The following is a 14,499-nucleotide window of genomic DNA, read 5'->3' as shown; positions in this document are numbered from 1 at the left end:
GCCGACGGGCTTCGGAGACATCCATTCCCGCATATTTTTTGCGCCAGGTGTAAAAAGTCGCATCCGAGATCCCGTGTTTACGGCACAACTCCCTGACGGGAATACCTGCTTCGGCTTCTTTAAGAATGGTAATGATCTGTTGTTCGTTGAATCGCTTCTTCATGTTCATCATCTCCTTGGTTGGATGAACATCACTAAGTATAGACTGGACTAGATTTAGGGGAGCAGGTCACTCCAATATACTTGATGTTCCCATGAAAGCTTACCTAGATCACGTAATAAAACAGCCACAACTCGGCTTGACTCTGAGTCAAAGCCTAGTCCGAATGACTTCACAAAGATCTGATCTTCATCTCTAAGAATAGGATTACCACCCTCATCATATTTACATGAAATTGAGCCGCTGAAATCCCGAAATTCAAAATCAAATCTTGGGTCATTTGAATAGCGCTCTAGCACATCAGTTTCAAAGAACCTAAAAGCTAATTGGGGTTCAGCTGATGCTAGTTGAATAGTATATTTGGCATTACCAAATACTGTTAGATCTCGACTTTCTTTCGCGAGTCTTCTAGTTGGATAAACACAGATAGGATAATCGGTTTGCTCAATTTGCACCTCAAGCATTCCAAATGCTTGAGACTCAACCTTAACACTCTTTGCATGTTCAAGAACTTGAAGTTGGGAATTTGCATTATGATGAGAGAAACCAATGATATGAGGATTGGAACTAGATTGGATTGAAGCAACTTCAGACTTCACCAATTCTTTGACTAGATCAATAGAATGCTCATATTCCAATTCTAAGTCCCGTGAAATTTGCCTAAGTGGAATTCCATTAAAATCATGTGATTCACAGAAGAATGACAGGATCAATTCTTCAACCTTTTTTAGTTCTTCCATTCAACCTCCATACTCCGAACTTCATAGAAATTTAACAGTGTCTTTTCAGCAGACAATGTCTTTATAAAATTTTCATAAAATACAGACGCAATAGAAGTAACATATTGTTCTATAGGTGTATTTATTCCTTCCGCTCATAAATTGCAGAACATGTCTGTATAATCATTATTACTCAACTAGACTCATGGTCTGCCATTAAGAATGGTAGGTCAAGAACTGACTTAAGGACATGGTCAAGAATCACTTGCTAAACGATAAAGGGGCAAAAAAGAGTTATACAGTCCTATTAAATATCAACCGAAAACTCATACCAACCAATCAAACATCTGGGAAATTGAATTCCAAACAGAGCCCTTATCCCCCATAAATCCCAGAAGAATCTTTACATAAACTTTCTGATTTGGCATACACCCGCCAGCTACTTTTAGCAGAGGTACGGGACTCATTCACACACTTCACATATCCGGCCTGATCGACTTTGTAGCCGAGGTAGAAACGAGAGGGAATAGCAACGATGACAGCGGCTAGCGTAATCCACATTATCTTCATCCAAGCACCACGATATGCAGTCGCATACTCCCCTTTATCTTTTCTTGGGTGAAATAGTTGGTGAATACCGACTAATATACCGCCACCGACTAATGGAATAACAGCAGCGATAGCGACAAAATTCGTATATGCTAGAAGACGGATCCTTGCTTCAAGAGGCTGAAATGGAATTAATAGATTTGGTGCCAGTAAAAGGTCTCCGCCTAAAATCAGCACAAAAAATACAAGCCCAGCGATTCTCACTATCATTCATTGACCTCTTTTAATTTTTCTACAATCACATCGGAAACGCCCCACTCATTATCAGCCCAGTCAAGCCCGACACTAACAATAAAGCCGACTCCAGCAAAAATACATCCCACAGCTATTAATGGAGCACTATAAACACTCGCAATAACAGCTGCGACAGTTCCGGCTCCCGTCGCTATCATCCCTTTGGCAATATCCACACCGGACCGGCCGACTAAATCTTCCATGGTTTTCTCATCATGAACAAAAAAGTCAACGGCATTAATTGCAACAGCGAAGATAATATCTACGACCAGCCCCACCCGCAGCATGTTTCTCGCCATATTCTTCGTACCCAGACCGAGTTGAACCACCTGCGGATTATTGGCGCGCCAGCGATTGCCTTTCATCAGGGTTTTTAGATGCTTTTTGTACCCTTTGATAATCACGTAATCCCGTCCGTTGAAGGGTTTTGTGTACACAACCACACCCATGCCTCCCAACCCTTTTGCCAGTCGATAGGCATCATGGGCATTGGCAGCACCATCCCAAACTTTCTTGCCATTGTCCAGCGTATCTTTGCCGTTGTATTCCCGCCACAAATTATTGGCAAACTCTTCCGCCTCTTCGAGCGACAGCACCGCTAGGTCTACCGACTTCTGGGTATATTCCACCTTAATTTCCCGATGGTGAATAAAGTCATAGTTAGGCCAGTACATATTCTCCGGGTCAACCTTTACGGGTTTTCCCGAATCGGCTGAAGCAGTCGCCGGTACATTAGTGCTGTCTCCGGTGATATTCATGCCGCTGTTTTCTTTCACCCTATCCGGCATCTGAGTTTTCACCACCGCATCAGCCGTAGTCAATGTGGCTTGTTTTGAAGAATAAGCAGCCTTATCACCGGCAGCCGCCTTGGCTGACAGGTGCGGCAGAATTACGTTCTCGCTGCTAAATCCACTACCACTCCCGGCACTACCGCCGGAGTTCAGATTCACCCCGGCACCGCTGAGGGAGACGCCTGACGGGTCAACTTTAACGAAGCTGCCACCGGCTTTGAGGGTGATTTCATTCCCGGCTTCGATGATGACCTGCTCACCGGCTTTAATGTGGATTTCTGTACCCGCTTCATTGACCCACACTTTGCCTGCTTTGACATGCAACTCGCCTTCAATCATCAGCGTCTGGCTTTTGGCGATTTTGGTGCGCGCTTCACCGCTGACCGTGTGATGGTCATTGACCTTGATATGGCTGTAACGGTCATTATCGATGGTGGTACTTTGGTTATGTTTGATATGCGTGGTTGCATCGTTTTCAACCAGTGTGTCGGTATCTTTTTGCGCGTGCAGATAGATTTTCTCACTGCCCGACTGGTCTTCAAAACTCAGCTCGTTGTAACCGTTCCCTTGGTGAGTCTCGGTGCGGATCACCGTCTTGGTTTTGTGCTCCGGCAGCGGATACGGGGTGACATTATTGGCATTGTATGTTCGCCCGGTGATAATCGGTTGATCCGGGTCACCATTGAGAAAATGCACCACCACTTCATGCCCGACGCGCGGAATAGCCATCATGCCGTACTGCGCACCGGCCCAACCTTGTGTCACACGCAACCAGCAAGAGCTTTGCTCATTTGAGCTGCCGTAACGATCCCAAGGGAACTGCACTTTCACCCGGCCATGCTCATCACAGTAGATCTCTTCCCCTTCGGGGCCGACCACTGTTCCCATCGTCGGGAACTTGAGGATCGGTTTACTGCGCGGTGTCATCTGCCACACCTGATCACCGAGAATGGCAGCAAACTGGTTGGCATATGTGGTCGCACCGCTGCCTCCGGACTCTTCCAGTGCCTGCGGCTGGCTGCCCTGATGGGCGACCTGAATCAGCAGATAATTGCGATTCATCTCACTGTCGAAGTGCGCCATCAAATCAAACCGCTGACCGGCCTGAAGCTGTGCGTCGTTACTTTTACCGCTGAAGGTATGCGCTTGTCGGCGCAGCGCTTCAAGACGGATCTGCGTAAATGCCTGACCCGTGGTGTCATCTTTAAACCGCCCCGGATGGTCAAAATGTTCATAGTCACCGCGCTGGTAACTCATATCCGAAGCGGTGGCCGAGTGCGTGATATTGTAAGACGGCTTTTTAAAACTGTAATCACTCAGCTGCACATCACTGACTTGTGTCTGTTTGTGCTCGGTCAAAGTTGAGACGTAGGGTTGCTCAAACACCCCACCGGACAAGGCGTTATACGGCACCGGCATGGCAAGACGGCCGAACCCTTCGGGGTTATCAGTGATGACTAAAACATGCTTGTCTTGCTGATGCTCAAAGCGGTACATCAGCCCTTCTTCAGCCGCCAGACGGTGGAAGAATTCTAAATCGGTCTCACGATACTGAACGCAATATTCCCGTTTGGCGCACTCACGCCGCACCGAAAATGCATAATCATTGATATTCATTTCCTGAAACAGCACCGAAAGAATTTCCGGCACGTCCAGTTGCTGGAAGATCCGGCTGTTATGGCGCAGCGACAGTCTTTCCAGTGACGGCACCAAGGTGAGTGAATAAAAGGTATGATGGTGACCGGTATCGCCCCGGCTGAAATTGCGGATAATGCCGTGAACTTTTTGCACGACCTCATGATCGCGCAGCACTTCAAGCAGTGCGGTGCTATCGACCATCTGCTCGAAACTCAGGTCGCTGTTGCGACTGGCAATATCGATGGTATAGCGATAGCCATAAACCGGCTGGCCTTGATCATCGACTGAATCTGAGATGGACTCGATCCCCTGATAGTCACGAACCACCAATGTCTCATCATTGACACCATTGATGGTGAATTTCAATTTAAGTCGAGTCATAAAAGCCTGAATGTGTTGTTTACCGATTCTTGGTTATCAATACATACTTATTGATAATATTATTTTCAAATGAGTCGGCAATTATACTCAAAAGAACTCATAAAGTATGCGCAAATTTGGGTTTCTGTCGGTGAGTGATGATTTTTGGAATGGGGGTAACATGAAGACTCGGTTTTTAAAAATGTTTCACTCAACCAAGAAAACCATTCACGGATGAATGGTTAGGCTTTTCCGGACAGGACGCCCGTAAAAGCTGGTTCTGGCAAGCGATCACCCAAGCCAAATAAAAAAGATCTTCTGGTTACGCTTGCATCTCTGCAAGAGTGACTGGCGCACTGAGTACCGATGTTTCTGAAATCGGGGAAACCAGTTGTGCGTCAAATTTCGGTGCCGGAGGCTGGGCTAATCAAAGTTAAGAATGCACTCAAACCTCTTCTATTCTCTCCCGACAAACCTGCTCTACCACCCCCAGTAACCGCTGCACCTCTGCCACCAAATAATTCAACTCTTCTTCGGTGATTTCGTAGTGGGCTGAATAACGCGCATCAATATACGCCCGTTGCAAACGGCGGAAACTACGACGGTGAAATTTATTGTCCATCGGGAAAATCTCAGCAAAGACCGGATCAATCTGCACGCACAGATTACCAAGTTTCTCGATATTGTGGGATTTCGGTAAGTAGTTAGTACAAGTCAGCAGTGTACAGGCGAAAAGACGCTCCGTTGCCTGATGCAGGTTGAAGGCTGCTTCATTAAGCATCAAGTCATTAAAGGCATGGTGAAACATTCTAATGCTTTCTGTAGCACTTTTTATCCACTGCTCATAATGCTTACGGGCAATCTCCCGTTTTTCTTCCTCAGTCAGATCACCCGGCTCCGCCAGTGGCTTTGGCGTCGCGGCAAATAGCTCAATCCCTTCTTCGCGAATATCTTTAAAGAAATAATGACCCTGTTGTAGTCGATTATTCACTTCGTTTAAATCATGCACAATCAAACCCAATGGTGCCGATTTCACTTTGCGATCAATCTGCTCTTCGGCACGCTGCCAGACCACATAATCTTCAACCAACGCTGCTTTATTGACGATCACCAGAATATCATAATCACTGATATAGCCATTGACCGGATCACTGACCCAATTCCCCTTGGCATGACTGCCAAACAGGATGATTTTCAGAATACGGAATTCACTTTTACTGCCCGCTTTGCCTTGCAGATAATCGTCTAACGTGTCACGCAGAACCATTGAGATTATCGCCAGTTCACGCTGTTTATATTCGGGAAGATGGTCGAGGGTTGTTTTCATAATCGTGGCATGAGACTGATTGTGGATAATGAGGTTAGCATAAAAGAAGGGGCTGACAAAGAACACCACCAACCCTCACTTTGCGCACATTACTGAGAAAAATGCGATTCAATTCAAAGCAATAGTTCTGATTACCCATGTATACAGCAGTGAACGGAGAGCTGGCACCGGACGTTATTATCCGGACTTTCTAAGCTGCCTACGCGGCAGTGAACGTGATGATTCAGCCGAGATGATCGGTTTTATATTTCTAAGCTGCCTACGCGGCAGTGAACGTAGGGTATTACGCACACCGTAGTGACGCTGATTTCTAAGCTGCCTACGCGGCAGTGAACAATAAACTTATCACAAAAAACCTTGTCACAGCAAAAGGTTAGTCGAAAAATCCCTTTTTTACCTTGTTAAAAATGCTTGTTTCTAATTTATTGATTTTAAGTGTGTTTTTTAAGAGTAAAAAATAAAGGGTCTGATGGCATCAAATTTAGGTGCCGGAGGCTGGGAAGGTAAAAATGATAGGCTGCTGGTTTGGGACGCAATCAAGTTCCTCGATTTCAATCACATCTCCGAAGCGCCCCAGGTACTTTTTCAAGGCCGAAAAAGTACCCCAAAAGGCCTCGGGGGTGAGTTCAGCGCACCGAATCAGGGTCGGATTGATTCGCATCCTGCTAAGGCAATCCTGAAAAATCCTCCATGATTTTTCACCCTGAGAGCATCGATCAATTGAGCTTTGTTGATTCAATGTTTCACTTTATTCAAATCAACCACCTACCGAAGAAAACCATTCAAGGATGAATGGTTAGGCTTTTCCGGGCAGGACGCCCGTAAAAGCTGGTTCTGGAACGCGTGTGACTCCGTCAAACAAAAAAAGATTTTCTGGTTCGTCTTTCATCTCTGAAAGATGAACTGGCGCACTGAGTACCGATGTCTCTGAAATCGGAAAAGCGGATTGTGCGTCAAATTTCGGTGCCAAAGGCTGGGAAGGTAAAAATGATAGGCTGCTGGTTTGGTGCGCAATCACGTTCCCCGATTTCAATCACATCTCCGACTGCGCCCCAGGTACTTTTTCATGGCCGAAAAAGTACCCCAAAAGGCCTAGGGGTTGAGTTCAGAGCACCGAATCAGGGTCGGATTGATTCGCATCCTGCTCAGGCAATCCTGAAAAATCGTCCTGATTTTTCACCCTGAGAACATCGATCAATTAAGCTTTATTGATTCGGTGTTTCACGCCATTCAAATCAACCACCAAACGAAGAAAACCATTCACGGATGAATGGTTAGGCTTTTCCGGGCAGGACGCCCGTAAAAGCCGGTTCTGGACAACGTGCGATTCAGCCAAACAAAAAAGATCTTCTGGTCACTCTTGCATCTCTGCAAGAGTGACTGGCGCACTGAGTACCAATGCATCTGAAATCGGAAATCTAATTGTGCGTCATAATTCAGAGCCAAAAACTCAGTGCCAAAATATAGCAAACCAAAAAAACACCCCCGATTACTCAACATTCAACGCACTAATCAAAGACCGACGCGAATGCGTTAGTTGATAAATTAAACGCCCGACTACAAGCATCACCATCACCACAGCAAATACAGGCTGAATCACCCACAACAGCAGATGAACGCGCGGTGTCAGTTCAAAAGCATATTGGATAATCGCGGCAACCATCGCATCAGCGCCAAAGCCTGATACGCTGCCTGCTACAACCGCAATCAGACCAAACTCAGCCAGCACCGTCCACATCAACCGCCGGCGGCTCATTCCTAAAGTTCGGTATAATTTCATTTCTTCCTGTCGCTGCATCAGGCTCAACCGCAGCAGGGTATAAATCAGCAGCAAACCGGCTATCACCCCCACCACAGCCAGAATTGAAATGGCATTGATAATCTGGGAGAGCAACCCCTGAATCTTTTGGGTCATCTCTCGTAAATCAAGCAAGCTCACAGTCGGGTACGCATGAGCCAATTGTGATAACTGATGCGATGCATCGGCTCCGAGGCGAAAACTCACCATCCAAGTCGCAGACAGCGGAGACAGGCGATCCGGCGTAAATATAAAATAAAAATTAGGCTTCATTTCACGCCATTCGACTTGCCGGATCGAGTTCACCTGAGCGGTGACCGATTGGCTGTTGATCATGAAAGTTAATTGATCACCGACTTTTACCCCCAGTTCACGCGCGACACTTTCTTCTATCGAAACCCCATTGCTTGGCTGCCAGTGCCCCGCAACGACCTGATTATAGGTTGGCAACTGCTCGGCCCATGTGAAGTTAACTTCCCGACGTAACACATTACTGGCTTCCCGGCCACCGGCGTACTCAATCGCATCAGAGCCATTAATCTGCGACAGGCGACCGCGAATAATCGGAAAAATCGGTGAGTGAGCAATATCCATCTGCTGTAACTGATGCAGATAATTGTCTTTCTCATGCGTTGCAATATTTAACGCAAAGACATCCGGTGCATTTTCAGGAAAGACACTTGACCAGTCCGACAGTAAGTCCGTTCTGACCAGCCATAAAGCAGCAAACAGCATCAGTGACAAAGACAACGCCCCCAGTTGAATACCTGTTGCCAATGGCGTGCGGTTGACGCGTTTCAGTGCCAGTTTGAATGCCGCATTTAACGGTAGTGCTTGTACACCGCGAAACAGGAGTAACCCTATCCCGGCGAGCAGTGCAGACGAAAAGACAATACCTCCCAGAACCAGCCAGACCATAAACTGATTGCCCCAGTACAATGCAGTACCGACACAGGGAAACAGCCATAATCCCCACAAATAAATATGTTTGTGTTTCGTCTGGGTGTGATTCTGTAGGCTGGCAACCGCCTCGATATCAATCAACCGATACAGCGGAATACCGAGCCCCGGTATCGCAACCAGCAGACAACTGAGCAATGCCATCACAAATGGGGTCATCCCCAATTCAGGTAAGGGGGTTAGCAACAGCCCAATTAACGGTAGCCTTAGTAATCGTTCCAACCCGTAACCCAAGGGTAACCCCAGCAATAAGGCGATGCCTATGAGCATCGACACCTGAACCATCAGCCAATGCCAAACCCACCGTTTCGATGCACCGAGACTTTTCAACATCGCTACCGTCTGGCGACGGGAAGCCACATAATGCTGGCATGTCAGCAACAACGTCATTGTCGCCATCAACACGATAATAATGACAACCAGAGAGAGATACTGCTCTGATTTATTAAAGATATCCTGCGTTCTGGAACGCTGCCCGACATCACGCCATTCCTCACTGGGAGTCAGTTTAACCTGTTGTTTTAACTGTTTAAGAACGTCATCCGGAGCATTGATAAACAGTTGGTATTCAACACGGCTGCCGACTTGCAGTGCACCGGTTTCCGGCACCTGAGACTGATGAATAAAAACGGTCGACATCTGACGAAAAGGGTTGAAACTAAAGCCCGGCTCTTCGGTAATCGTGCCTGAAACCACATGTTCCATATCACCGAGACTAACCCGGTCACCAATCTTGATCCCGAGATCCGACAATAACTGTGGATCCAGCCAAACTTCGTCTGGCGCAACATGATGCCGAGTCGTATGACCGTCAGATAATTGCAGCGTCCCACGTAGCGGAAACGCATCGTCCACTGCTTTGACAAACACCAGCTTCATTCCCTCTCCGCCGAACAACATCGTTGAGAACCGTGTCATCAGAGAGGTAGTCGCCCCCAGCGCCTGTGCTTTTTTGATCAATGATTCGGGAACCGGGTTGGCACTGACAAAAACGGTATCGGCCATTAAGGCATCTTTCCCTTGCTTGACAATCACCTGATCCATGCGTTGCGCAATCGCAGATAACGCAAAGACACTGGCGATAATCAGCACAAACGCCATCACCACCAGCCACAACTGCCCCTGCCGAAGCTCCTGCCAGCACCAGCGTACCAGTGAGCGATTGACCAAAGCTGATGCATTCATGATCCAACCTCCTCGATCTGCCCTTCACTCATATGCAACCGTCGCTGACAGCGTTGTGCCAGCTCTGGGTCATGAGTGACCAATACCAGCGTGGTTCCGAACTCTTCATTGAGCCGGAACAGAAGTTCAATCACCACCGCTGCCGTCTTTTGATCGAGGTTTCCCGTCGGTTCATCAGCAAACAGAATTTTAGGCTGAATCATAAACGCCCGCGCAATGGCGACCCGTTGTTGCTCGCCCCCAGAGAGCTGCGCTGGTGTATGGTGAAGCCGCTCGCCCAGTCCGACAGCGTTTAGCAGTGACGTCGCCCGTGTCCGGTCTTCAGGCTCTCCCCGGAGTAGACAAGGCAATGTCACATTATCCAATGCTGACAAACTGGGAATCAGTAAAAAATTCTGAAAAATAAAGCCAACCGATTCGCTGCGTATGGCAGCCCGCTGCTCATCGTCGAGCGCACTGAGTGACTGCCCAAACAGCGCCACATCACCCGAGGAGGCAATATCCAGTCCGGATAACAGTGCCATCAGGGTCGATTTCCCGGCTCCGGAAGTCCCGACAATGGCAACGCTTTCTGCTGGATAAATATCAAAATGAGCGTCTTTAACAATTGTCAAATTCTGCTGATTCGTAGACACTGTTTTACTCAGATATTTTGCAGAAATCACAGGTGTGTTGGTCATGCGATGGTTATCCTTTCTTCTGGTTTTGACTTTTTCGTTACAGGCTCATTCATTACAGGCTCATAATGCCCGGTTACTGATTGTCGGTGATAGTTTAAGTGCCGGTTACCAAATGTCCGTCGATCAGGCATGGCCGAGTTTACTTGCTCAAGCCTTACAAAAGTACAACCGCTCGGTCACTGTCGTCAACGCCAGTATCTCTGGTGATACAACTGGTAACAGTTTGACTCGTTTACCACAGCTGTTACAGCAACATACACCAGATTATGTGCTGCTCGAACTGGGAGCCAACGACGGGCTCCGCGGTTTCTCACCACAAATTCCGCAACAAAACCTCGCCCGGATGATTGATCTCGTCACCCAATCCGGTGCGCAGGCAATTCTGATGCAGATTCGCATCCCGCCGAACTATGGCAAGCGCTATAGCAACGCTTTCGCTGCTATATATCCGAAACTGGCGCAGGAAAAACAAGTTCCGCTACTGCCGTTTTTTCTGGAACAGGTCATTATCCGCCCGGAGTGGATGAAATCCGATGGACTCCACCCGAATGAAAAAGCCCAACCCTGGATTGCCGAATGGATGGCACAACAGTTGAGCCCTTTAATGGCCTCATCGACTGACTCAGGTATGTCATCATCATGACTAGTTCGGTTTTTACTGCCCTAGCTCAATAAACATCAGTCAATTTTGCGTTAATGTAGCTTATGTGTTAATTGAAAATTCGACACGTTTACATTGTTTTCTGTTCATCATGAGATTTCATCATCACAGGGTAACCGACATGCACATAACCCCGAAGATCAATGGCGTTGTTGCACATAGCGCACATCCTTATGGTTGCGAGCAATCGATTATACAACAAATTCAGTATGCGAAGACCGCAACGCCGATTCAACACGGTCCCAAGCGAGTGCTCATCTTAGGTGCATCTTCCGGGCTGGGGCTTGCCGCCCGTATCGCACTCACATTTGGCGGCGCAGAGGCTGATACCATTGGTGTCTCTCTCGATACACCACCACAGACGAACCACTCCGGTAGTGCCGGGTTCTACAACAATTACTATTTCAAACAGTACGCGCAGCGTGAAGGTCGGACTGCGGTTAATATTCAGGGCGATGTATTTTCCCGCCAAACCAAAGAAGCCGTGATCGAAGCGATTGAGACTTACTTTGAAGGCGAAGTCGATCTCATCATTTACAGTGTCGCCTCCGGTAAACGTCGCAAAACAGAAAATGGTGACAGCTTCTGGTACTCCGCCATCAAACCGATTGGTCAGTCCATACAGAGTGTCCTGCTCGATTTGGGTCAAGACCAATGGCAAAATGTCACCCTTGAACCCGCTTTAGAAGAAGAGATCGACTCGACGCTCAAAGTGATGGGCGGTGAAGACTGGGAAGCATGGATCGATGCACTCATTAATGCAGAATCGATCGCTGATGGTTGTCAGTCCGTTGCGTTTTCTTATATCGGCTCAGCATTAACTCATCCCATCTATCTGGACGGCACACTGGGACGAGCCAAAGTCGATTTACACCAAACCAGTCACTCTCTCAACTTAAAGCTCGCCAATTATGGTGGTAACGCTTATGCGGTGGTTTGTCAGGCTTTAATCACCCGGGCCAGTATCTTTATCCCCGGCCTGAGTCCTTATTTGATTGCTTTGAATCAGGCCATGCAATCTTTAGGCATGAATGAAAACTGTAACACCCAAATGCAACGCCTGTTCACCGAAAAACTGTATGGCTCAGAGAGAGTGCCTGTTGATGGCGAACGATTGATTCGTCTGGATGAACGCGAACTTTCTCCGCAAGTTCAAACCAAAACACAACAGCTAGTGACACAAATCAGTGCCGATAATTTTTCTCAGCTTGAAGCTTATCAGAATTTCAAAACAGCATTTATGCGCTTGAACGGTTTCCACTGGCCGACCATTGATGAGCATGCACCGGTCGATCTCCGCCCTTTTATCAAAGTCGCAACAAAAGAATAACGATGATATCGTGCTCACTCTGATGTTTTTATAGCTTCGGGTATGTGCTCGAAGCTTTTTTTTGCTAGATTATAAATAGAGTGCTGACTTTTATGGAACAGCTGAGCTCAGGAATATCACAACATGCCAAATAACCACCCGAACCATTTGATCATTCCGGAATATATTCTGGATAACTGGCAAAATATTGTGAATCTCGCTGCGGGGATTCTCTCTTCTCCGACGGTGATACTGTTACGCTGTCGTGAAGGTATGAACGAGCGGATATGTCACAATCATCATTCTCCGGGCGCACTCAACCTTGATGAGCTCAGTGCTTGTCCACTCCATCAGATTGTTCTCGATTCAAGGCAGCCGCTTTGGGTTTCCGATATTGAAGAAGAGCCGACACTTTCGACTTATTTACCGGATCCGGTCATGTCCTATGCGGGTCTGCCACTTCATTTCCCCAATCAAATACCTTTTGGGATGTTAGTGATTGTCGATAGCCAGATACACCATTTTCATGAGATTGAATTTCAGCTACTGGAAAATTTTCAGTCCGCGATCGAGTCTCATTTGAAAATACTGACTCAACAATCCGAGATCAATCGACTCAACCACTACATTGAAAATACGCTCTCTCATGATACGGTAGACTACGTCAGTCTGACTCAAACCTTGCATCAGGAAATCGATCGCCGCAAAATCGTCGAACGCCAGTTGCAATATAATAAACGCCACGATCCCAGCACGGGGTTTCTCAACCGCTTCGCACTTGAAGACGAGCTGAAAACTCGTTTGGTAACCTATGCCGCAAGCGAGGAAAAATTTGCCGTCATCCATGTCGGCTTCAGCAATGCCCGCCATCTGCAAACACGTTTTGGTTATCAGGAATGGGAAAACGTACTGAAACACTATCATGCACAGCTCGACTTACAGGAACTCGAAGATGTTGAACTGTTAACGGCCCGGCCCAATTCCACCGATCTGGTACTGATTGTTCAGTCCAGTCATCTCAAACATGATGTAGATATACTTTGTGAGAAATTGGTGTCGATGAGCAAAGCTGTCTTTAATATTCATCATCAGTCGATTCACTTACATGCTTATATTGGCATTGCTATTTCCGGTGAAAACACTACTGTTACCGAGCTGCTTGAGCAAGCTTCCGCAGCGATGATTTCGTGCAAAGATTCCGGCCATTTGTATTACTACCATTCAGAAGCACTCGCTCAATCTCAACTCCGCCTGCATCAGTTAGAAAACTATCTGCTTCATGCGGTCAGAAATGGCGATCTGATGCTCTATTTTCAGCCGAAAGTCTGCCCGACCACCCGGCTTTGGAGCGGTGCAGAGGCTTTATTGCGCTGGCGTCATCCCGTATTGGGAGAAATCTCCAGTGAAACACTGATTCATCTGGCAGAAAAAAATGGTCTGATATTTGAGGTCGGAAACTTTGTGCTGAAAACAGCAATTGAAAAAGCCAGTCAATGGACGCGCTACCTGAGCGATTTTAAAATCGCAGTCAATGTGTCAGCGAAGCAATTACGAGACATTCGCTTTGTCGACCAGGTCAAACAGTTTTTGCAAGCCTATCAACTACCAGCTCATCATCTGGAAATAGAAGTTACGGAAAGCGGTTTGATCACTGATGAGAAAGTGGCCGGCGATATTCTTCAGATCCTTCATGAACTCGGTATCACCCTATCACTCGATGACTTCGGTACCGGCTATGCGTCATTCAGTTACCTGAAAAAATTTCCTTTCGACTGTATTAAAATTGATAAAAGCTTTGTGCACGCATTGGAAGAGAGTGAAGAAGACAAAGAAATTGTACGCTCTATCATCCAAGTCGCTAAAAAACTCAAATTGCAGATCATCATTGAAGGGGTTGAGACAGAAGCGCAAGAGCAATTTATCATCGCGGAAGGTTGTGACTACGGACAAGGATTCTTATACGGACGGCCAGTGCCTGCTGATGTGTTTGAAAATAATCTGGAACAGCAATCCCAATCTCCATTACGGCAGATCAATTAATGCTGTTCATGTTGATCAAAGACAGTTA

The 14,499-nt window shown here is 47.0% G+C and carries 10 protein-coding genes; 3 read left to right on the top strand and 7 right to left on the bottom strand.

Annotation, left to right across the window (positions count from 1 at the left end):
* The 7 genes from VR7878_RS17305 to VR7878_RS17265 all read right to left on the bottom strand — a co-directional run.
* Positions 1-163, bottom strand: a 163-nt coding sequence (locus VR7878_RS17305) for a transposase (RefSeq protein ID WP_139344031.1), incomplete at its 3' end; no start/stop codon positions are given.
* Between the two features lie 53 nt (positions 164-216).
* A complete protein-coding gene (locus VR7878_RS17300; RefSeq protein ID WP_077337287.1) occupies positions 217-900 on the bottom strand; it encodes a hypothetical protein in 684 nt (227 codons plus the stop codon).
* 354 nt (positions 901-1,254) lie between these two features.
* The gene (locus VR7878_RS17295; RefSeq protein ID WP_077337286.1) at positions 1,255-1,698 is read right to left on the bottom strand and encodes a DUF1240 domain-containing protein; all 444 of its coding nucleotides are present in this window, start codon (positions 1,696-1,698) and stop codon (positions 1,255-1,257) included.
* The gene (locus VR7878_RS17290; RefSeq protein WP_077337285.1) at positions 1,695-4,532 is read right to left on the bottom strand and encodes a type VI secretion system Vgr family protein; all 2,838 of its coding nucleotides are present in this window, start codon (positions 4,530-4,532) and stop codon (positions 1,695-1,697) included. Before VR7878_RS17290 ends, VR7878_RS17295 begins: the two co-directional genes overlap by 4 nt.
* 424 nt (positions 4,533-4,956) lie before the next feature.
* Entirely contained in the window at positions 4,957-5,838 is an 882-nt protein-coding gene (locus tag VR7878_RS17285) for a HEPN domain-containing protein (RefSeq protein WP_139344137.1), read from the bottom strand.
* A gap of 1,489 nt (positions 5,839-7,327) precedes the next feature.
* Entirely contained in the window at positions 7,328-9,781 is a 2,454-nt protein-coding gene (locus VR7878_RS17270) for an ABC transporter permease (RefSeq protein WP_077337281.1), read from the bottom strand.
* The gene (locus tag VR7878_RS17265) at positions 9,778-10,461 is read right to left on the bottom strand and encodes an ABC transporter ATP-binding protein (protein WP_077337280.1); all 684 of its coding nucleotides are present in this window, start codon (positions 10,459-10,461) and stop codon (positions 9,778-9,780) included. Before VR7878_RS17265 ends, VR7878_RS17270 begins: the two co-directional genes overlap by 4 nt.
* Between VR7878_RS17265 and tesA the strand changes: the two genes are divergently transcribed.
* From tesA to VR7878_RS17250, 3 genes are all read left to right on the top strand, one after another.
* Positions 10,460-11,104, top strand: a complete 645-nt coding sequence (tesA, locus tag VR7878_RS17260; protein ID WP_077337279.1) for a multifunctional acyl-CoA thioesterase I/protease I/lysophospholipase L1 — start codon at positions 10,460-10,462, stop codon at positions 11,102-11,104. The two genes, VR7878_RS17265 and tesA, sit on opposite strands and share 2 nt — an antisense overlap.
* A 139-nt stretch (positions 11,105-11,243) precedes the next feature.
* A complete protein-coding gene (fabV, locus tag VR7878_RS17255) occupies positions 11,244-12,452 on the top strand; it encodes an enoyl-ACP reductase FabV (RefSeq protein WP_077337278.1) in 1,209 nt (402 codons plus the stop codon).
* A 123-nt stretch (positions 12,453-12,575) separates the two neighbouring features.
* Positions 12,576-14,471, top strand: a complete 1,896-nt coding sequence (locus tag VR7878_RS17250; protein ID WP_077337277.1) for a sensor domain-containing phosphodiesterase — start codon at positions 12,576-12,578, stop codon at positions 14,469-14,471.
* Positions 14,472-14,499: the final 28 nt, after the last annotated feature.

Origin of the sequence: Vibrio ruber DSM 16370 (assembly GCF_900163965.1) — a bacterium.
Lineage (GTDB): Bacteria > Pseudomonadota > Gammaproteobacteria > Enterobacterales > Vibrionaceae > Vibrio > Vibrio ruber.
This window is presented reverse-complemented; position numbering and strand designations above follow the sequence as displayed.